We start from the raw sequence: 19430 nt of genomic DNA, 5'->3' as shown, positions 1-19430 counted from the left end.
GAGGGCCACCCCATGGCTACACCCACGATCACCCTGGTCACGGTCTCACCCAACCCCGCCACCTTCGGACAGTCGGTCACGCTCACCGCCACCGTGATCCCGCTCGGCACCGGAACCCCCACCGGCACCGTCACCTTCGTCGTCACCGGTGGCCCCACCCTGACCGGGACCCTGTCGGGCGGGACGACCTCGGTCACCGTCCCCAACCTGAGCGTCGGCGCCCACGCCGTCCTCGGCAACTACAACGGGGATGCCAACTTCTCCCCGTCCACCGGCGCCAACGTCATCCTCGTCGTCCAGTCGGCCACCACCACATCGGTGTCCTCGTCGCCGGATCCGTCCACACAAGGGCAGTCGGTGACGTTCACCGCCAACGTCACCCCGATCGCACCCGGCGCGGGCGTCCCTACGGGGACGGTCACCTTCATCGTCGGCGGCCTCGGTGGCGGCGCCTTCGTCCAGCCGCTGTCGGGGGGCACCGCGACGCTGTCCCTCAACACCCTGGGCGTCGGCACCGTCCCCGTGATCGCCCTCTACAACGGCGACACCAGTTTCCTGCCGTCCTCCGGCACCGACACCCAGACCGTCAACCCGGCCGCATGACCCTCCCGCACACCACCGAGCCCCCGCCCCCGCCCATCGGGGCGGTGGCGGGGGCTCGGACGGAGCCGGAACGGCTCACAGAGCGCGCACGGCTCACACGTCGAAGTAGAGCTCGAACTCGTGCGGGTGCGGACGCAGCTGGAGCGGGGCGATCTCGTTGGTGCGCTTGTAGTCGATCCAGGTCTCGATCAGGTCGGAGGTGAAGACACCGCCCTGGAGGAGGAACTCGTGGTCGGACTCGAGCGAGTCGAGGACGGCCGGGAGGGAGGTCGGGACCTGCGGGACGCCCGCGTGCTCCTCGGGGGCGAGCTCGTAGAGGTCCTTGTCGATCGGCTCGGCCGGCTCGATCTTGTTCTTGATGCCGTCCAGACCCGCGAGGAGCAGGGCGGAGAAGGCCAGGTACGGGTTGCCGGAGGAGTCCGGGGCGCGGAACTCGACGCGCTTGGCCTTCGGGTTGGAGCCGGTGATCGGGATACGCATCGCGGCGGAGCGGTTGCGCTGCGAGTACACCAGGTTGACCGGCGCCTCGAAGCCCGGGACCAGACGGTGGTAGGAGTTCACCGTCGGGTTGGTGAAGGCCAGCAGCGACGGGGCGTGCTTGAGGATGCCGCCGATGTAGTAGCGGGCGGTGTCCGACAGGCCCGCGTAGCCCTGCTCGTCGTAGAAGAGCGGGGAGCCGCCCTGCCACAGCGACTGGTGGACGTGCATGCCCGAGCCGTTGTCACCGAAGATCGGCTTCGGCATGAAGGTCGCGGTCTTGCCGTTCTTCCACGCCACGTTCTTGACGATGTACTTGAACAGCATCAGGTCGTCGGCCGCGGCCAGCAGCGTGTTGAACTTGTAGTTGATCTCGGCCTGGCCGGCGGTGCCCACCTCGTGGTGCTGGCGCTCGACCTGGAGACCGGCCTTGTTCAGCTCGAGGGTGATCTCGGCGCGCAGGTCGGCGAAGTGGTCGACCGGCGGGGTCGGGAAGTAGCCGCCCTTGTAGCGGACCTTGTAGCCACGGTTGTCCTGGAGCGCACCGGTGTTCCAGGCGCCGGCCTCGGAGTCGATGTGGTAGAAGGACTCGTTCGCCTTGGTGTCGAAGCGCACGCTGTCGAAGACGTAGAACTCCGCCTCCGGGCCGAAGTACGCGGTGTCCGCGATGCCGGTGGAGGCGAGGTACGCCTCGGCCTTCTTGGCGATGTTCCGCGGGTCGCGGCTGTACTGCTCGCCCGTGATCGGGTCGTGGATGAAGAAGTTGATGTTGAGGGTCTTGTCCCGGCGGAACGGGTCGACACGCGCCGTGGAGAGGTCGGCACGCAGGGCCATGTCCGACTCGTGGATCGCCTGGAAGCCGCGGATCGACGAGCCGTCGAAGGCCAGCTCCTCGTGCGGGTCGAACGCCTCCGCCGGTACGGTGAAGTGCTGCATGACGCCGGGAAGGTCACAGAAACGGACGTCGACGAACTTCACGTCCTCGTCCGAAATGAACTTCCGAGCGTCGTCGGCGTTCTGGAACATCCAACTCCTCCTAGCCCGGCCGCGGTGGGACGGGGATATGTCCGGTGGCGCGATTCCATGTGCGGTGGCGCGCTCTCGCCGACCATAGGCAGACGGGATTTCCCGGGCATGACCCATTTGTTTCACCCAGGTTAACCGGCTCGAGGGCCCCTGCGGGCCCCTTGTGGCCTCGGAAAAGGCGCCGTAGAGGGGTCGCGGAAACCACTCGGAAGGGGTCCGGCCGGGGGAACGTATGCGGTCGCAGTAACGTAGACGGGTGGACAAGAGGCAAGCAATCGGATCGTGGCTTTCCGGGCCCCGCGCGGCGGCCGAGGAGATGGGCGTCGACTTCGGCTACCGGGGCCAGGGCCTCGGTCTTCCCGAGAGCGGACCGGGCTCCATCGCGCCGCTGGGACGCCGTTTCGGGGCGCTCTTCATCGACTGGGGCCTGTGCCTGCTCGTCTCCTACGCGCTGCTGTCCGGCCGCAACGCCCAGGTCGCGGGGAACTGGGCGCTGCTGGTCTTCCTGGTGCTGAGCCTGGTCACCGTGGGCACCGTCGGCGCCACCCCCGGCAAGCTGCTGCTGAGGCTGCGGGTCGTCGGCGAGGGCGGGGTGCGGCTGAGCCTGCCGCGGGCCGTACTGCGCAGTGTGCTGCTGGTGGTGGTCATCCCGGCGGTGGTCTGGGACCGCGACACCCGGGGGCTGCACGACCGGCTCTCCCGCGCGGTGCAGATCAGGGTCTGAACCCGCCGTACGGATCAGGGCTGAACCCGCCGTATGGATCAGGGCTGAGCCCCCTGGACCGCCCGCGGATTGCGTACAACCGCGTTACACACGTAACGGCGGCCCGGACTCTCCGTCCGGGCCGCCGTTACGTATTCGTTTCGGTGAGGGAGGCGCTCAGCGCCCCTTCGGCATCCGCATCCCCTTGGGCATCGGGCCCTTCGGAATCGGCATGTTGCTCATCAGGTCGCCCAGCGCGCGCAGCCGGTCGTTCACCACCGTGACCTGTGCGCCCGGCAGCACCCGGGGAAGCTTCAGCAGCGTGGTGCGGAGCTTCTTGATCTCGACCTGGCCCTCGCCGGAGCCGACGATCACATCGTGGACCGGGACGTCCGAGACGATGCGCGCCATCTTCTTCTTCTCGGCGGCCAGCATGCCCTTGAGCCGGTTCGGGTTGCCCTCGGCGACCAGCACGACGCCCGCCTTGCCCACCGCGCGGTGGATGACGTCCTGGTTGCGGTTCATCGCCACCGCGGGGGTCACCGACCAGCCGCGGCCCACGTTCTCCAGCACCGCCGCCGCCGCGCCCGGCTGGCCCTCCATCTGTCCGAAGGCGGCCCGCTCGGCACGGCGGCCGAAAATGATCGCCATCGCGAGGAAGGCCAGGACGAAGCCCAGGATGCCCAGGAAGATCGGGTGGCCGATCCAGAAGCCGATCGCGAGAAGGACACCGAAGGTGACAATCCCCACGCCGGCGACGACAAGTGTGACCTTCGGGTCGACCCGTTTGGTCATCTTGTAGGTCAGGGCGATCTGCTTCAGCCGCCCGGGGTTCTCGGATGTTTCCTTCCTCGCCATACAGCGAAGTTTACGTGGCCTGGGAAGCCCCGGTGGACACGGCCTCCAGCACGTGTTCCGCCTCGTCCCGGTCCTTGGCCCGGCGCCGGTCCTCGAGGACGGCCGTCCAGGCGTTGCGGCGGGCGGTGCGCTGCCCGCCGCGGAGCAGCAGACCTTCCAGGACGAGGAGTGCGTCGGTGACGGACGGGCGTACGGGCGCAGCCGGCATGGGTACCCCTCGGAAGCGGCGGATGATCACTACGCACAACGTATAAGCAGTGCGTGGCTCAATCGTTACCCAATGGTGTTACCAGTGCGTGACTGGCCGGTCAAACACCGATGAAGCCCTGCTGCGGCCCGTATTCCGTCCTTGACCTGCGGCGTTCTCAAAGCCCTCGAATCTGTGTGTGCTCGCAATCACACAGCGTGTTGCTCACACGGTCGACCGCCGACGGAACGTGACGGCGGAGCGACGACGGAGAGTCAGACGGCCGGAGAAGCCACCGCGACATTGCGCCGCTCGATGGCCTGCTGGTAGAGACGGCCGGCGCGGTACGAGGAGCGGACCAGCGGGCCGGACATGACACCGGCGTAACCGATCTCGTCCGCCTCCTCCTTGAGCTCCACGAACTCCTGGGGCTTGACCCAGCGCTCGACGGGGTGGTGCCGGGGGGACGGCCGCAGGTACTGGGTGATGGTGATCAGCTCGCAGCCCGCGTCATGGAGGTCCTGGAGCGCCTGGCTGATCTCCTCGCGCTCCTCGCCCATGCCCAGGATCAGGTTGGACTTGGTGACCAGACCCGCCTCGCGCGCCTTGGTGATCACCTCGAGCGAGCGCTCGTAACGGAAGCCGGGGCGGATGCGCTTGAAGATCCGCGGCACCGTCTCGACGTTGTGCGCGAGCACCTCGGGACGGGCCGAGAAGACCTCGGCGAGCTGCTCGGGGACCGCGTTGAAGTCCGGGATCAGCAGCTCCACACCGGTGTCCGGCATCAGGGAGTGGATCTGGCGCACGGTCTCCGCGTAGAGCCAGGCGCCGCCGTCCTCCAGGTCGTCACGGGCGACGCCGGTGATGGTCGCGTACTTCAGCTCCATGGTGCGTACGGATTCGGCCACTCGGCGCGGCTCGTCGCGGTCCAGCGCCTGCGGCTTGCCGGTGTCGATCTGGCAGAAGTCGCAGCGCCGGGTGCACTGGTCGCCGCCGATGAGGAAGGTCGCCTCGCGGTCCTCCCAGCACTCATAGATGTTCGGACAGCCCGCCTCCTGGCACACGGTGTGCAGGCCCTCCCGCTTCACCAGGCCGTGCAGCTCGGTGTACTCGGGGCCCATCTTCGCCCGGGTCTTGATCCACTCGGGCTTGCGCTCGATGGGGGTCTGGCTGTTCCGGACCTCCAGGCGCAGCATCTTGCGTCCGTCGGGTGCGACTGCGGACACGTCCGGCACTCCTCTTTGCTTGACTCTGCTTGGCGGCTCGGCGTGGCGAGTTTGCCGGCGGGCTTTGGAATCGTCGGCGGTCACCAGGGTACGCCCGTGGTTCGTACGGATTTACGTCAAGGGCAACCGAACGCCGCGAGGACGCATTCCCGCACGGGGTGGAGCGGGCCCGGGGGGTCAGACCGCGCGCGGCAGCGGGACGGACGCCTCCAGGACCTCCCGCAGATGCCGCTCGACCACCGGCAGCACCTCGGCGATCGGCACATCCCGGCCCAGCTCCTCCGAGAGCGAGGTCACACCGGCGTCCCGGATGCCGCACGGCACGATCCGGTCGAACCAGGTGTTGTCCGGATTGCAGTTGAGCGAGAAGCCGTGCATCGTCACGCCCTTGGCGATCCGCACCCCGATGGCGGCCAGCTTGCGGTCCTCGCGGCGCTGCCCGGCGTTGGACGGGGCGTACTCCGGCCCGTTCAGCCGTGCGTCGAACTCCTCGTCCTCCAGCCGCGGGTCGAAGTCCAGCTTCAGCCCGCCGAGTGCGGGGCGCTGGTCCACCGGGTCGCCCAGCACCCACACCCCGCTGCGGCCCTCGATCCGGGTGGTCTCCAGACCGAACTCCGCACAGGTGCGCAGCAGCGCCTCCTCCAGGCGGCGGACATGCGCGATGACGTCCACCGGGCGCGGCAGCTTGAGGATCGGGTAGCCGACCAGCTGGCCCGGGCCATGCCAGGTGATCTTGCCGCCGCGGTCCACGTCCACCACCGGGGTGCCGTCCAGGGGGCGCTCGCTGTCCGCCGTGCGCCGCCCCGCCGTGTAGACCGGGGGGTGCTCAAGCAGCAGACAGGTGTCGGGGATCTCGTCCGCGAAGCGGGCGGCGTGCACCCGGCGCTGCTCCTGCCACGCCTCCTCGTAGTCCACGGCGTCCGCGCCGAAGCCCAGGTGGACGTAGGCCAGTGCCGGTGAACCGGGGGCCGACCCCGGGGAAGACGTGGTCACGGCGGTCACGGCAAGCTCCTTCTCGACCCGCGTCGGATGGGGTGGCGGAGCCTCGCGGCGGCGCCTCCGCCACTGTACGACCGTGTCCCCTTACGTCCGCACCCGGCTCGTTCTCACACGATCGGATGAATGCCGCCGGACGGCCGCGATCAGCCCTCGAGCGGCGGTTACATTCGCGCCGTTCCACAGAGCGATCAGGGAGACCGGCAGGCTGATGACGGAACGACCCCCGCAGCGCATTCCCAATCGTCAGCTCGCCGCGCTCATCGCCGAGGCGGGCTTCTCCAACGCCGGGCTCGCCCGGCGGGTGGACCAGCTCGGACTGGAGCACGGCCTGGACCTGCGGTACGACAAGACATCGGTGACGCGGTGGCTGCGCGGACAGCAGCCGCGCGGCACCACCCCGGCGCTGATCGCCGAGGTGTTCACCCGGCGGCTGGGACGCCGGCTGACCGCCCAGGACCTGGGCCTGGACGCGTGTGCGCCCGTCTACGCGGGGCTGGAGTTCGCCGCCACCCCGCAGGAGGCGGTGGACATCGTCAGCGGGCTGTGGCGCAAGGACTCCGGGAGCCATGCGGAGCTGCGGAAGATCGCGTTCACCCCGGCGGGTCTCGTCGTCCCCAGCCGCGACTGGCTGATCGGACGGCCCGACGACCGGGTGGCGCGCGGTGAGCCACCGGCGGGGGCCGCTCCGGCGGGGGCGGCGGTGGGAGCCGGGAGCGGGCCGGGGGCCGGTGCCGCCGGGGCGGCCGGGGCCGGGCGGCTGCCCGCGCAGGGCGGCCGGGCGGGCGGCCCGGTGGGCGGCCCCGCGGGGGCGGCGGCGGGGCGCGCGGTGGGTCAGGGGGCCCATGGCACCCATGGCCCGCAGGGTGCCCATGGCGCTCACGGTGCCCATGGCCCGCACGGCCGGGCGCCGCTGCCCCGCCAGCGGCGCCACGACCGCGACCGGCGCGGCCCGGGCTACCGGGTGACCTCCGGCGACATCGCGGCCCTGCGCTCGGTCGGGGAGCTGTTCGCGGCGCTGGACCAGACGTACGGCGGCGGCCACGCCCGGCAGGCCCTGGTGCGCTATCTCGAGCACGAGGGCGAGCCGATGCTGCGCGGCTCGTACAACGAGGCGACCGGGCGGCGGCTGTTCGGCGCGATCGCCGATCTGACCCGGCTGGCCGGATGGACCTCGTTCGACATCGCCGCCCACGGTCTGGCGCAGCGCTACTTCGTCCAGGCGCTGCGGCTGGCGCAGGCGGCCGGGGACCGCACGTACGGCAGCTACGTACTGGTCACGATGAGCCGCCAGGCCGTCTACCTCGGCCATGGGCGGGAGGCCGTACAGCTGGCCCGGGTGGCCCAGCAGGGGGTGGGCGGCGGCGCCCCGCCGGTGCTCCAGTCGCTGCTGCACGCGATCGAGGCGCGCGGCCATGGCGTGCTGGGCGAGGTGCGCGCGTGCACCGCCTCGCTCGCCCGCGCCGAGCGGTCGCTGGAGGCGGCCCGGCCGGGGGACGAGGTGCCGTACTGGGCGCGGCTGTTCGACGAGGCGCAGCTGGCGGACGAATTCGGCCACTGCCACCGCGACCTTCAGCAGTACCGCGCCGCCGCCCAGCACGCGGAGCGCTCCCTCCAGCTCCACGGCGCCGGGTTCGCGCGCAGCCGGCTGTTCTGCCGGGTGGTGCTGGCGACGGCGCGGCTGGGCCTCGGCGAGCTGGAGCAGGCGTGCCAGCTGGGCGCGGAGGCGGCGCAGCAGGCGTCGGAGATGCGGTCGGTGCGGGCGGCGGAGTACGTACGGGACTTCGAGCGCCGCCTGGAGCCGTACCGGGACGCGGCACCGGTACGGGGTTACCGGGAGCGGGTGGCGGCGCTGGGGTAGGTGGCCGCCGCCGCTCGGGCGTCGGGGCCTGCCGCTGCTCGGGCGTCGCTCAGGCGTCCAGTACGACGCCGAAGGTGCGCTCCAGACCGGTGCGACCGGCATCGGTCAGGTTGATCACGCGGCGGCGGTTGCCACGGCGGATCCAGTCCAGCGCGAAGAGCCGGTCCGTCAGGGCGGCCCCCAGCGCTCCGGCGAGATGGTGGCGCTGCTCGGTCCAGTCCACGCAGTAGCGGATCAGCTGGCGGCGCCCGGCGAGTTCGTCCGCGTCCACGCCGAAGGCCGCCAGCTCCGCGCGCCCCGGGGCCGTCAGCCGGTACGTGGTGTCCTTGCCTGGGGCCGAGAGCCGGTCGCCCTCCGCCGTCTCGGGGTGGAAGCGCCCGTCGCCGCCCTCCAGGACCCCGCGCTCGAGCAGCGCCGCCATCAGGGTCACCCCGAGGGCGCCCGCGACATGGTCGTAGCAGGTGCGGGCCCGGCGCAGGGCGTGTGCGTGGGTGCTCTGCCGCAGCGAGGTGACGGGCAGCGGCGGGGCGATCCTGGCCAGCGCCTCGAGCGCCTCGCCGACGGCGGGACCGGCCAGCCGGTAGTACCGATGCCGCCCATGCCGCTCGACCCGCACCACCCCGGCCTCCAGCAACTTGGCCAGATGCCCGCTCACCGTGGAAGCGCTGACCCCGGCCTCACCGGCCAGCACGCTGGCGGGCAGCGCACGCCCCTCCAGCAGCGCCCGGAGAACGCGAGCGCGGGACGGATCGGCGATCGCCGCGGCGGCGCGGGCGATGTCGGCGTCACGGGCATCCGTGGTGGTGGCCATGGTTCCAGCGTAGGGCGGGGTCGCTTCGGCGCGGGCCGAAGTGTGGCGGGCGGGCCGGGGCAGGGAGCGCGTCCTGGGCGCAGCACGATTCGGCCGGTACCGAAGCGATCAGGAGTGAGGGTGGAGGCATGAGGACGTACCGCTCCACACACCGGCCTCCGCGATCCTCGGACCCGCCCGTGGCGGGTGCCGTGCGGAAGGGCCCGCTGCTCGCCATCTGCCTTGGCTACTTCCTGGTCATCCTCGACGTCACCGTCGTCAATGTGGCCGTGCCCCGCATCGGCGCCGGGCTGGGGGCCGGGCAGGGGGCACTGCAATGGGTTGTGGACGGGTACACGCTTGTCTTCGCCGGGCTGTTGCTGCTCTGCGGTGGGCTGGGGGACCGGCTGGGCCATCGGCGGGTGTTCCTCGCCGGGCTCGGGCTGTTCACGGTGGCCTCCGCCGCGTGCGCGCTCGCGCCGAACGCCGGCTTTCTGGTCGGCGCCCGGCTGGCGCAGGGGGCCGGGGCGGCGACCATGGTGCCCGCCTCGCTCGCGCTGCTCGGGGCGCTGCATCCCGAACCCGGCGCGCGGGCACGGGCGTTCGGGGTGTGGGGCGGGATCGCGGGGGTGGCCGCCGCGGCCGGTCCGGTGCTCGGCGGGGTGCTGGTGTGGGGCGTGGGCTGGCGGACCGTGTTCCTCGTCAACATCCCGCTGGGCGCGCTCGCCATCTGGCTCACCGTCCGCCATGTGCCCGCCACGCGCCCGCGCGGCGAGCGTCCGTCGCTGGACCTCGTCGCCCAGCTCACCGGCGTCGGCGCGGTGGCCGCCCTGACGGCCGGGCTGAACGAGGCGGGCGGGCGCGGCTGGACCGATCCGCTGGTGCTCGGCGCGCTGGCGGCGGCGCCGGTCGCGGGGGCGCTGTTTCTGTGGCTGGAGCGGCGCGCGGCGGCGCCCGCGCTGCCGCCCCGCCTGCTGACCGGTTTCCGGTTCCCGGCCGCGCTGGCCGTGGGGGTGCTGCTCAACCTCGGCTTCTACGGGCTGCTCTTCCTCACCACGCTCTACTTCCAGCGCCACCGGGGCTGGGACCCGCTCGCCACGGGTCTGGCGCTGCTGCCGATGGGCGCGCTGGTGGCGGTCGCCTCGCCGCTGTCCGGGCGGGTCGCGGCGCGCGTCGGCACCCACATCCCGGCCGTGGCCGGGCTGCTGACCGGGGCCGTGGGGCTGCTCGGCTGGGCGGCCGTTGGACCGCACACGCCGTACGCGCTGCTGGTCGTGCCGCTGCTGCTGACCGGGTTCGGTACGTCGTTCACCATGCCGTCGGCGACGATCGCGGCGATGGAGGCCGCGCCGCATGGGGTGCGGGGTGCGGCGTCGGGCGCGTTCAACGCGGCGCGGCAGATGGGCAGTGCCATCGGGGTGGCCCTGTTCGGAACGCTCGCGGCGGCGTCCGCGAGCTCCGCCTTCTACGCTGGGATGCGGCTGGCCGCTGTGATCGCGGCCGGGTGCTTCGTATGCGGCGCGATCCTGGCGGGGCTGGCGGGGCCTGCCGCCCGCACCATGCCCGACGTCGGATCGTGACGCCTGCGGCGGGCTGCTCCCCTACCCGCCCCTTCCCGAAACTGGGACTCCGCCCCAGACCCCGCTCCTCAAGCGCCGGAGGGGCTGGATGGTGGGTTCCGTCCCGGACCCTGCTCCTCAAGCGCCGGAGGGGCTGGATGGTGGGTTCCGTCCCGGACCCTGCTCCTCAAGCGCCGGAGGGGCTGGATGGTGGGTTCCGTCCCGGACCCTGCTCCTCAAGCGCCGGAGGGGCTGGAATATGGCGAAGCCCCTGCCACGCGGCGGCCACCCCGTAAGCCCGGCCCGGGCTCCGCGCCGACTCCGCTCATGGCCTCGCGTCAGGCCGCCGCCGCGGGCAATGTGCTCGGGTCCGTGTCGGAGCCCGAGTCCGGTGGGGCGCCGAAGTCGCTGAGGACGGCTCGGGCGGCTCGGCGGCCGGAGGCCAGGGCGCCCTGGACCGTGCTGGAGTCGCGGTGGTCGCCGCAGACGTACAAGCCGGACAGCAGTCGCACCGGGCGGCGCGGGTCGTGGGGGGCGGGCATGGCCGGGACGGCGTATGGGTCGTGGTGGGCGGCCAGCAGGTCCCAGGTCGCCGTCGACGTCCCGTACACCGCCGCCAGTTGGGCCCGGACGGCCCGGTCGAGCTCGGCGGTCGGCAGCGCGGCGGAGGTGCCCAGCACCGTGGAGGTGATCAGCACCCGGCCGGGCGGGGTGCGCGAGGGGTCCACCTCGCTGGCCACCATCGTGTGGGCCACCGGGCCCTGCCCGCCCGCGGCGAGTATCAGCGCGGGCTCGCGCAGCGGCGGCTGGTCGGCGGTGTGGTGCACCACCGTGATGGGGTGGAAGGCCGGCACCCGCAGCCCGGGCAGCAGCCCGGCCGCGTCGTGCGCCCCGGTGGCCACCAGCACCGCACGGCAGCCGAACTCGCCGTGTTCGGCGGTGGCCACGGCGGTGGTGGAGGCGGATACGGCCCGGACGCCCGTACGGACCGTCCCCGGCGGCAGCGCGGCCGCGAGCAGTTCGGGGACGGTGGACGCGCCGCCCGCCGGGAGGCAGAGGCGGCCGCGTGCGTAGCCGCGCAGCGCCAGGTCGGCGCAGCGGCTGGAAGTGGTGAGGTCCGGGTCGCTCAGCAGTGAGACGAGCAGCGGACGCAGCACCCCCTCGACCGTACGAGCAGGTAGGCCCCGCCCCCCCAGGGTCTCGGAGACCGGCCGGTCGGGGCGGGCGAGCAGGCGGTCCGCGGGCAGGGCGGCGAGCCTGCCGAGCGCGGCACCGAGTCGGGCCTGATCGAGCCCGCTGCCGAGCGGCGCGCGGGCGGCGTTCGCGAGGGCGCGTGCCGTGGTGAATGCGCCCCTCATGCTCCGGGGGGTGTCCACCCGGTGCGTACGGCCCTCGCTGTGGACCAGCACCCCCTGGGCGAAGGGGCGCAGGGCGAGGGCGCCGAGTCCCGGAGTGCGCCGCAACTCCGGGAACGAGGTGTTCATCAGATGGCCGGTGCGGTCCAGCCGGAAGCCGTCCACGGTCTCGGTGGTCATCCGTCCGCCCACGTGGGGCGCGGCCTCGAGCACCGTGACCGCGACTCCCGCGCCGGTCAGCCGATGGGCCGCGGCCAGCCCCGCGAGCCCGGCGCCGACGATGACGACGTCCGTGCGGTGCGCGCGCTTGAGCACGTGTCCTCCCCGAGGTCGGTGCGTCCGTCATGGGGGCTGCTGCCCCGACCGGCGGTCCGGATGCGTGGGTCCCGCGAGACGGCTCGGCGAGACGGTCTTGACAGTACGGACAAAAACGGTCGATGCCAGACGCGCATCGACCGGGCACGGGCGCACACCGGTCGCACACCAGTCGCACACCGCCATCGAACGGTCCGCGACCGGGGGAGGGGAGAGCGTGGGGGAGAGTGGGAGGGGGCGAGGAGCGCCCAACTCCCTTACGTGAGCGCCGCCTTGATCGCCTCTTCCACGTGCGGGCAGGCGAAGGTGAAGCCGGAGTCCAGGAGGCGGCGGGGGACGGCCCGGACGCTGCCGAGGACGTCCCCCGACATCTCGCCCAGGGCGATCCGCAGCGCGGGCGCGGGCACCGAGAAGAGCGTGGGGCGGCCCAGCACCCGGCCCATGGCGGCCGTGATCTCGCGGTTGGTCACCGGCGTCGGCGCGGTGAGGTTGACCGGCCCGGTGAGCTCGGGCGTGTCGAGGATGTGGCGCAGCGCGGCGACATGGTCTCGCAGCGCGATAAAGCTCCAGTACTGCCGGCCGCTGCCCATCCGCCCGCCGAGCCCCAGCTTGAACAGGGGGAAGAGCTTCCCCCACGCCCCGCCCTCGGCGGAGACCACCAGACCGGTCCGGGCGAAGACCGTACGGACGCCCGCCTCCTGCGCCGCGGTCGCCGCCTCCTCCCAGTCCTGGCAGAGATCCGGCAGGAAACCGTGGCCAGGGGGCGCACTCTCATCGACCGCGCGCTCCCCGGTGTCACCGTAGAACCCCACCGCGCTCCCGCTCACCAGCACCCGCGGCGGGGTGTCCAGCGAGGCGATCGCCTCGGCGATGGCGGCGGTGCCCAGCACCCGGCTGTCCCGGATCTCCTTCTTGTACGCGTCGGTCCAGCGCCGGTCGCCGACGCCCGCGCCCGCGAGGTGGACCACGGCTTCACAGCCCATCAGCCCGGAGGTCTCCACCCACTGCCGCCGCGGGTCCCACTCCACCTCGTCCTCCGCTCGCGAGGGACGCCGCACCAGACGCACCACCTGGTGGCCGTCCTCGCGCAGCGAGTGGACGAGTGCCGTGCCGATGAGCCCGGAGGAACCGGTGACCGCGATACGCATGGCCCCATCCTGCCCCCGATCACGGGAGGGATGTCGGACAACGGGCGGGCGTGGCACAGTGATCCGCATGCCCCAGCCCTACGACCTGCCCCGACCCTCCCAACCGGCCCACCCCTCCCAGCGGTCCCGACCGCCCCAGCGGTCCGAGCTGATCATCCGGCCCGCCGTGCTCGACGACGACACGGCGCTGGCCGAGCTCGACCGCCGTACCTGGTCGCCCCTGCATGCCGTACAGCCGAAGCCGCAGCCGCCGTACGACCCCTTCTTCACCCTCCACAACCGCGTCGAGCAGATCCTCGTGGCCGAGCTCGCCGGGTCTCCCGTCGGCTACATACGGCTGGTGCCGCCGACCCCGCTGGCCTGCAACGCCCATGTCCGCCAGATCCAGGGGCTCGCGGTGGACGAGCGGGTGCGGGGGCAGGGCGTGGCGCGGGCGCTGCTCGGCGCCGCGTACCAGGAGGCGCGGCGGCAGGGCGCGACCCGTATGACCCTGCGGGTGCTGGGCCACAACACCCCCGCACGGCGGCTGTACGCGTCGGAGGGGTTCGCGGTGGAGGGCGTGCTGCCGGGGGAGTTCCTGCTGGAGGGGGAGTACGTGGACGATGTGATGATGGGGCGCCCGCTGGACCGCTGAGGCGCTGCCGAGCGCCGGGCGACCAGGCAACCAGGCGGTCAGGCCCTGAAACGCTCCCACAGCCGCGGATACCGCTCCGCCAGCACCGCCTCGCTCTCGAAGTCGAGGGGCTCCCCGATCGGTTCCCGGGGCGTGGGCGGAAGCCCCAGCTCCGGCAGGGGCGCGCCGGTCAGCCGCTCGTACGCCTCGTCCGCCGCGTACCCCAGGTCCTCGCAGTCGCCGTCCACCTGCTCGTCGAAGTCCTCGAGCAGCTCGGCGAGCGCGTCCGGATCGTGCAGCGCGCCCTCGAAGATCTCCCGGCCCTGGCCGATCAGCCAGTAGCGGAACGCCTCGAAGGCGTCGTCGCTGACCCCGCCGAGCAGCACCCAGGCGGCGCCCCACACATCCCAGCGGTACGCCCGGTCGGAGCGGGCCTCGAAGTGCCGGGCGAAGTCCAGCACCGCGTCGGGGTCGAGCTGTGACAGCTGCTCGACGAGCAGGTCGGACTGTTCCTCGGGGTCGCCGTCCGCGGCCTCCCGAGCGCTGTCGACCAGCCCCCAGAACTCCGTCTCGTCCATCATCACGGGACCAGGATCGGCCCTCCCGCGCACCCCCGCACGCGGAACGTGCCGGATGCGACCGCCTCGTAATACCGGACAGCGGATGTCGGATTTCCCTGCGAAGGTCGACCCGTCACGGCATCCACACCGAGAGGACGTATCGGACGTGAGCACACAGGGCGCACTGGCGGGCCGGATCGCGCTCGTCGCGGGGGCGACGCGCGGCGCGGGCCGGGCGATGGCCGTCGAGCTGGGGGCGGCCGGGGCCACCGTCTACGCGACGGGGCGCACCACCCGGGATCGAGTCAGCGAGGTGGGGCGGGCCACCGAGACCATCGAGGAGACGGCAGAGCTGATCACGGCCGCGGGCGGCACGGGTATCGCGGTGCCGACCGACCACCTCGAGCCCGAGCAGGTCCGGGCGCTGGTCGAGCGGATCGACCGGGAGCAGGGCCGGCTGGACGTCCTGGTCAATGACGTATGGGGCGGTGAGGCGCTGATCGAGTTCGGCAAGAAGAGCTGGGAGACGAATCTGGCGGGCGGGCTGCGGATGCTCCGGCTCGGCGTCGAGACCCACCTGATCACCAGCTACTACGCGCTGCCGCTGCTGATCCGGCAGCCGGGCGGGCTGGTGGTCGAGGTGACCGACGGAAGCGAGGAGTTCAACAGGACGTACCGGCTGAACCTCTTCTACGACCTCGCCAAGAACGCCCCGATCCGCACCGCCTTCGGGCTCGCGGAGGAGCTGAAGGAGTTCGACGGCACGGCGGTCAGCGTCTCGCCGGGCTTTCTGCGCTCCGAGCAGATGCTGGACCACTTCGGGGTGACGGAGGAGACCTGGCGGGACGCGGTGGAGAAGGAACCGCACTTCGCCATCGCCGAGTCACCGCACTACGTCGGGCGCGCGGTCGCCGCGCTCGCCGCCGACCCGGACCGGGCGCGGTGGAGCGGCAAGTCCGTCTTCAGCGGGGAGCTGGCCAAGGTCTACGGCTTCACCGATCTGGATGGCTCGCGGCCGGACGCCTTCGGCTACTTCCGGGACGTGGTCTTCGGCGGTAAGGAGGGCACGGCGGCCGACTACCGGTAACCGCGCGGTCACTGAACCGTGGACCGCACGGTCACCGGTACAGCTCCGCCGTACGGCGAGCCGCCTCCGCGAAGAGCTCGCGCAGCTCCGGCGGCCCCAGCACCTCCGCGTCCGGGCCGAGCCCGAGCAGCTGGGCGAGTGCGACCTCGTACGACTCGACGGGCAGGGTGACGGTGAGCCGCCCCTGCCCGTCGGGCTCCCCGGCCTCGCGTGCCTCGCGTACGGCCTCCTCGGCCGCCACCCGGTCCGTGACATGCGGCAGCCGCCGGGCCCCGGCCGGGGTCAGCCGTACGACGACCCGCTCCCGCAGGATCGAGCGGGCGAACTGCTCGGCCCGCTCCTCCCAGAAGGCGGGCAGGTCGAACTCCTCGTCCCGGACGAAGCGGGCCCCGGTCGGTTCCACGGCGGCGAAACGATCCACCCGGTACACCCGGAAGCCGCCCTCCGCACGGGCCGCCAGATACCAGACGCCCGCCTTGAGCACGAGCCCGTACGGCTCCAGCTCCCGCCGGACCTCCGCGTCCCGGCGCCGGTAGCGGACGGCGATCCGCAGATCGTCCCAGACCGCGTCGGCGATGCCCGGCAGCAGCTCCGGCGCCTCCGGCTCCCGCCACCAGCCCGGGGCGTCCAGGTGGAACCGCTGGGCCACCGTGTGGGAGGCGTCCCGCAGCTCGGGGAGCAGCGCGGCGGACACCTTGAGCCGGGCGGCGGAGGCGGCGTCCGCGAGCCCCATCTCGCGCAGCGCGGAGGGCACACCGGACAGGAACAGCGCCTCGGCCTCGGTCCGCCCGAGGCCGGTCAGCCGGGTGCGGTAGCCGCCGATGAGCCGGTAGCCCCCGGCTCGGCCCCGGTCCGCGTAGACCGGGATCCCCGCCTCGGACAGCGCGGCGGCGTCCCGTGTCACGGTGCGCTCGGAGACCTCGAGCTCCCGCGCCAGCTCGGCCCCTGTGATCGAGGGGCGAGCCTGGAGCAGAAGCACCATCTTGATGAGGCGGGCAGCGCGCACGGGCCCATGATGCCGTGCTCTCGGGCGAGCGGCGGACCGTGGCGGGTTCGCGGCTGTAGCGCGCCCGACCGCGCAGGGGGCCGGGCCCCGGCCTTACGCCCGGCCCGGCGGCTCTTTCCCCTACCCGCCCCTTCCCGTAACCAGGGGCTCCGCCCCTGGACCCCGTACGCCCTTCGGGCGTGTCCTCAATCTCCCCCAGCTACCGCTGGGAGGTGCCCCCTGACGGGCTGAAATCAGCCCCTCCGGCGCTTGAGGAGCGGGGTCTGGGGCGGAGCCCCAGTTGTGGGAAGGGGCGGGGAGGGGAACAGCCCGCCGCAGGCGATCCCCGGCAACCGCGGCGTCAGATGCCGTACCGCTCCGCGGCCTCCTTGGGGGCCGTGGCGCGGACCGCGCCTTGGCGGGCGAGGCGGGACAGCCCGGCCACCACGATGGCCGGAGCGTCCACGCCGAAGTGGCGGCGCGCGGCCTCGCGGGTGTCGGAGAGGCCGAAGCCGTCCGTCCCCAGCGAGTACCAGTCCTGCTCGACCCACTGGCTGATCTGGTCGGGGACGGCACGCATCCAGTCGCTGACGGCGAGGACCGGGCCCGGTGCGCCTGCCAGGGCACGGGTGACGTACGGGACCCGGTCTTCGCCCTTGAGCTGCGCCGCGTCACAGGACAGGGCGTCGCGGCGCAGCTCGCTCCAGGAGGTGGCGGACCACACGTCGGCGGCCACGCCCCAGTCGTCGGCGAGGAGTTTCTGGGCCTCCAGCGCCCAGTGGACGGCGGTGCCGGAGGCGAGGAGCTGGATGCGGGGGGAGTCCGCGGCCGGGGCCGTGGCCTCCTGGTAGCGGTACAGGCCCTTGAGGATGCCCTCCTCGACGCCTTCGCCCTCAGGCATGGCCGGCTGGACCTTGGGCTCGTTGTAGACCGTCAGGTAGTAGAAGACGTCCTCGGCCTCGGGGCCGTACATCCGCCGCAGACCCTCCCGCACGATCGCGCCCACCTCGTAGGCGAACGCCGGGTCGTAGGCGAGCGCCGCCGGGTTGGTGGAGGCGATCAGCGGGGAGTGGCCGTCGGCGTGCTGGAGGCCCTCGCCGGTCATCGTCGTACGGCCCGCCGTGGCGCCGATGAGGAAGCCGCGGCCGAGCTGGTCGGCCAGCGCCCACATCTGGTCGGCGGTGCGCTGCCAGCCGAACATCGAGTAGAAGATGTAGAAGGGGATCATCGGCTCGCCGTGGGTCGCGTACGACGTCGCGGCGGCGGTGAAGTCGGCCATCGAACCGGCCTCGGTGATCCCCTCGTTGAGGATCTGACCGTTCGCGGCCTCCTTGTAGTACAGGAGCTGATCGCGGTCGACCGGGTCGTAGGTCTGGCCGAGCGGGGAGTAGATCCCGGCGGTGGGGAAGAGCGACTCCATGCCGAAGGTCCGCGCCTCGTCCGGCACGATCGGCACCCAGCGCTTCCCTGTCTCCTTCTCCCGCATCAGGTCCTTGACCAGCCGGACGAAGGCCATGGTGGTGGCGATCTCCTGGCTGCCGGAGCCCTTGGCGAGCGCCTGGAACGGCTTCGCGGACGGCTCGGGCAGGGCCACCGGGTGCACCCGGCGGGCCGGGGCCGGGCCGCCGAGGGCCGCGCGGCGCTCCTGGAGGTAGCGGACCTCGGGGGAGTCGGGGCCGGGGTGGACGTACGGCACGAGGGCGTCGTCCAGCTTGCTGTCAGGGATGGGGAGTTCGAGGAGGTCCCGCATGGCGCGGAACTCCTTGCCCGTCAGCTTCTTCATCTGGTGGTTGGCGTTGCGCGACTCGAAGCCGGGGCCCAGCGTCCAGCCCTTGACGGTCTGGGCGAGCACGACGGTCGGGGCGCCCTTGTGTGCCACGGCCGCGCGGTACGCCGCGTACACCTTGCGGGGCTCATGGCCCGCGCGCGAGGTGTGGAAGCACTCGGTGAGCTTGGCGTCGGTGAGCCCCTGCGCGAGCCGGGCCAGCTCCGGCTCGGCGCCGAAGAAGTGCTCACGGATGTAGGCCGCGTCGCGGGTCGCGTACGTCTGGAACTGGCCGTCCGGGACCTCGCGCAGCCGGCGGGCCAGCGCGCCCGAGGTGTCCAGCGCGAACAGCTCGTCCCAGGCGGAGCCCCACAGCGACTTGACCACGTTCCAGCCCGCCGCGCGGAACTGGGCCTCCAGCTCCTGCACGATCTTGAAGTTGGCCCGCACCGGGCCGTCGAGCCGCTGGAGGTTGCAGTTGATGACGAAGGTGAGGTTGTCCAGGCCCTCGCGCCCGGCCAGGGCGAGCGCGGCCGTCGACTCCGGCTCGTCCATCTCGCCGTCGCCGAGGAAGGCCCATACGTGGGAGTTCGCGGTGTCCTTGATGCCGCGCGCCGCCAGATAGCGGTTGAAGCGGGCCTGGTAGATCGCGGAGATCGGGCCGAGCCCCATCGAGACGGTGGGGAACTCCCACAGCCACGGCAGCCGGCGCGGATGCGGATAGGACGGCAGGCCGTCGCCGCCCGCCTCGCGGCGGAAGTGGTCCAGGTGGTGCTCGGTCAGCCGCCCGTCGAGGAACGCGCGGGCGTAGATGCCGGGGGAGGCGTGGCCCTGGATGTAGAGCTGGTCGCCGCTGCCGTCCGCCTCCTTGCCCCGGAAGAAGTGCTGGAAGCCCGTCTCGTAGAGCCAGGCGGCGGAGGCGAAGGTGGCGATGTGACCGCCGAGGCCGTCACGGCTGCCGCGGGTGACCATCGCCGCCGCGTTCCACCGGTTCCAGGCGGTGATGCGGCGCTCCATGGCCTCGTCGCCCGGGAACGCGGGCTCGGCGGCAGTCGGAATGGTGTTGAGGTAGTCCGACTCCAGCAGGGGCGGCAGCCCGAGCCCGGCGCTCTCGGCGCGCTCCAGGGTGCGGCGCATGAGGTACGAGGCGCGGTGCGATCCGGCGGCCCGGGTGACGGCGTCCAGGGAGGCGCCCCATTCGGCGGTCTCCTCGGGGTCACGGTCGGGAAGCTGGTCGAGCGCACTCGGCTGCGTGCGTGCGAGATCGGTCATGGAAGTAACGGTAAGACTGATCGATGATCGATCAAAGTGTTGCC

17 protein-coding genes are annotated in these 19430 nt (G+C 72.5%); 6 read left to right on the top strand and 11 right to left on the bottom strand.

What is annotated here, in order from left to right; all coding sequences use genetic code 11:
* Nucleotides 1-12 precede the first annotated feature (12 nt).
* Nucleotides 13-603: an Ig-like domain-containing protein gene (locus tag ACT2CW_RS17025; protein WP_164432647.1), complete on the top strand. Its 591-nt coding sequence runs from the start codon at nucleotides 13-15 to the stop codon at nucleotides 601-603.
* Nucleotides 604-696: 93 nt separating this feature from the next.
* Here the strand turns inward: ACT2CW_RS17025 and glnA are convergent, their stop codons facing one another.
* Nucleotides 697-2106: a type I glutamate--ammonia ligase gene (gene glnA / locus ACT2CW_RS17020; RefSeq protein ID WP_182468881.1), complete on the bottom strand. Its 1410-nt coding sequence runs from the start codon at nucleotides 2104-2106 to the stop codon at nucleotides 697-699.
* 256 nt (nucleotides 2107-2362) lie between these two features.
* On the opposite strand from glnA, the gene ACT2CW_RS17015 reads away from it, so the two are divergent.
* Nucleotides 2363-2830: an RDD family protein gene (locus ACT2CW_RS17015; protein WP_086885879.1), complete on the top strand. Its 468-nt coding sequence runs from the start codon at nucleotides 2363-2365 to the stop codon at nucleotides 2828-2830.
* Between the two features lie 156 nt (nucleotides 2831-2986).
* On the opposite strand, the gene ACT2CW_RS17010 is transcribed toward ACT2CW_RS17015, so the two are convergent.
* The 4 genes from ACT2CW_RS17010 to lipB all read right to left on the bottom strand — a co-directional run bounded on the left by ACT2CW_RS17010 (nucleotide 2987) and on the right by lipB (nucleotide 6082).
* Entirely contained in the window at nucleotides 2987-3667 is a 681-nt protein-coding gene (locus tag ACT2CW_RS17010; protein WP_138911032.1) for a DUF4191 domain-containing protein, read from the bottom strand.
* A 10-nt stretch (nucleotides 3668-3677) separates the two neighbouring features.
* Nucleotides 3678-3875, bottom strand: coding sequence for an SCO2195 family GlnR-regulated protein (locus ACT2CW_RS17005; protein WP_020871972.1), 198 nt, complete (start codon nucleotides 3873-3875; stop codon nucleotides 3678-3680).
* 254 nt (nucleotides 3876-4129) lie between these two features.
* Entirely contained in the window at nucleotides 4130-5080 is a 951-nt protein-coding gene (gene lipA, locus ACT2CW_RS17000) for a lipoyl synthase (RefSeq protein ID WP_086885878.1), read from the bottom strand.
* A 177-nt stretch (nucleotides 5081-5257) separates the two neighbouring features.
* Nucleotides 5258-6082: a lipoyl(octanoyl) transferase LipB gene (gene lipB / locus ACT2CW_RS16995; protein ID WP_445517156.1), complete on the bottom strand. Its 825-nt coding sequence runs from the start codon at nucleotides 6080-6082 to the stop codon at nucleotides 5258-5260.
* Between the two features lie 205 nt (nucleotides 6083-6287).
* On the opposite strand from lipB, the gene ACT2CW_RS16990 reads away from it, so the two are divergent.
* Nucleotides 6288-7937: a regulator gene (locus tag ACT2CW_RS16990; protein ID WP_445517155.1), complete on the top strand. Its 1650-nt coding sequence runs from the start codon at nucleotides 6288-6290 to the stop codon at nucleotides 7935-7937.
* Between the two features lie 49 nt (nucleotides 7938-7986).
* Here the strand turns inward: ACT2CW_RS16990 and ACT2CW_RS16985 are convergent, their stop codons facing one another.
* Nucleotides 7987-8748 (bottom strand): ArsR/SmtB family transcription factor, encoded by a 762-nt coding sequence (locus tag ACT2CW_RS16985; protein ID WP_445517154.1) that lies wholly within the window; start codon nucleotides 8746-8748, stop codon nucleotides 7987-7989.
* Nucleotides 8749-8927: 179 nt separating this feature from the next.
* Here ACT2CW_RS16985 and ACT2CW_RS16980 point away from each other — a divergent pair, with 179 nt between their 5' ends.
* Entirely contained in the window at nucleotides 8928-10307 is a 1380-nt protein-coding gene (locus ACT2CW_RS16980) for an MFS transporter (protein ID WP_445517153.1), read from the top strand.
* Nucleotides 10308-10624: 317 nt separating this feature from the next.
* Here ACT2CW_RS16980 and ACT2CW_RS16975 read toward each other — a convergent pair whose 3' ends face one another.
* Together ACT2CW_RS16975 and ACT2CW_RS16970 are read right to left on the bottom strand one after the other, a co-directional pair.
* The gene (locus ACT2CW_RS16975) at nucleotides 10625-11956 is read right to left on the bottom strand and encodes an NAD(P)/FAD-dependent oxidoreductase (RefSeq protein WP_445517152.1); all 1332 of its coding nucleotides are present in this window, start codon (nucleotides 11954-11956) and stop codon (nucleotides 10625-10627) included.
* 257 nt (nucleotides 11957-12213) lie between these two features.
* Nucleotides 12214-13104: a TIGR01777 family oxidoreductase gene (locus ACT2CW_RS16970; RefSeq protein WP_445517151.1), complete on the bottom strand. Its 891-nt coding sequence runs from the start codon at nucleotides 13102-13104 to the stop codon at nucleotides 12214-12216.
* Between the two features lie 67 nt (nucleotides 13105-13171).
* On the opposite strand from ACT2CW_RS16970, the gene ACT2CW_RS16965 reads away from it, so the two are divergent.
* Entirely contained in the window at nucleotides 13172-13738 is a 567-nt protein-coding gene (locus ACT2CW_RS16965) for a GNAT family N-acetyltransferase (RefSeq protein ID WP_445517150.1), read from the top strand.
* A gap of 38 nt (nucleotides 13739-13776) precedes the next feature.
* Here ACT2CW_RS16965 and ACT2CW_RS16960 read toward each other — a convergent pair whose 3' ends face one another.
* Nucleotides 13777-14295 (bottom strand): DUF4240 domain-containing protein, encoded by a 519-nt coding sequence (locus ACT2CW_RS16960; RefSeq protein WP_445517371.1) that lies wholly within the window; start codon nucleotides 14293-14295, stop codon nucleotides 13777-13779.
* A 148-nt stretch (nucleotides 14296-14443) separates the two neighbouring features.
* Between ACT2CW_RS16960 and ACT2CW_RS16955 the strand changes: the two genes are divergently transcribed.
* Nucleotides 14444-15364: an SDR family oxidoreductase gene (locus tag ACT2CW_RS16955; RefSeq protein ID WP_445517149.1), complete on the top strand. Its 921-nt coding sequence runs from the start codon at nucleotides 14444-14446 to the stop codon at nucleotides 15362-15364.
* Nucleotides 15365-15395: 31 nt separating this feature from the next.
* On the opposite strand, the gene ACT2CW_RS16950 is transcribed toward ACT2CW_RS16955, so the two are convergent.
* Entirely contained in the window at nucleotides 15396-16370 is a 975-nt protein-coding gene (locus tag ACT2CW_RS16950) for a helix-turn-helix transcriptional regulator (RefSeq protein WP_445517148.1), read from the bottom strand.
* Nucleotides 16371-16710: 340 nt separating this feature from the next.
* Nucleotides 16711-19386, bottom strand: coding sequence for a pyruvate dehydrogenase (acetyl-transferring), homodimeric type (aceE, locus tag ACT2CW_RS16945; protein ID WP_432049161.1), 2676 nt, complete (start codon nucleotides 19384-19386; stop codon nucleotides 16711-16713).
* Between the last annotated feature and the right edge of the window lie 44 nt (nucleotides 19387-19430).

The sequence above is a fragment of the Streptomyces sp. NEAU-174 genome, assembly GCF_052665095.1.
This window is presented reverse-complemented; position numbering and strand designations above follow the sequence as displayed.

Bases quoted from the DNA above. Each gene is read 5' to 3' on its own strand.
- ACT2CW_RS16970 (WP_445517151.1), bottom strand. From the start codon at position 13,104: ATGCGTATCGCGGTCACCGGTTCCTCCGGGCTCATCGGCACGGCACTC.
- ACT2CW_RS16990 (WP_445517155.1), top strand. From the start codon at position 6,288: ATGACGGAACGACCCCCGCAGCGCATTCCCAATCGTCAGCTCGCCGCG.
- ACT2CW_RS17010 (WP_138911032.1), bottom strand. From the start codon at position 3,667: ATGGCGAGGAAGGAAACATCCGAGAACCCCGGGCGGCTGAAGCAGATC.
- glnA (WP_182468881.1), bottom strand. From the start codon at position 2,106: ATGTTCCAGAACGCCGACGACGCTCGGAAGTTCATTTCGGACGAGGAC.
- aceE (WP_432049161.1), bottom strand. From the start codon at position 19,386: ATGACCGATCTCGCACGCACGCAGCCGAGTGCGCTCGACCAGCTTCCC.
- ACT2CW_RS16965 (WP_445517150.1), top strand. From the start codon at position 13,172: ATGCCCCAGCCCTACGACCTGCCCCGACCCTCCCAACCGGCCCACCCC.
- ACT2CW_RS16960 (WP_445517371.1), bottom strand. From the start codon at position 14,295: ATGGACGAGACGGAGTTCTGGGGGCTGGTCGACAGCGCTCGGGAGGCC.
- ACT2CW_RS17005 (WP_020871972.1), bottom strand. From the start codon at position 3,875: ATGCCGGCTGCGCCCGTACGCCCGTCCGTCACCGACGCACTCCTCGTC.
- ACT2CW_RS16985 (WP_445517154.1), bottom strand. From the start codon at position 8,748: ATGGCCACCACCACGGATGCCCGTGACGCCGACATCGCCCGCGCCGCC.
- ACT2CW_RS17025 (WP_164432647.1), top strand. From the start codon at position 13: ATGGCTACACCCACGATCACCCTGGTCACGGTCTCACCCAACCCCGCC.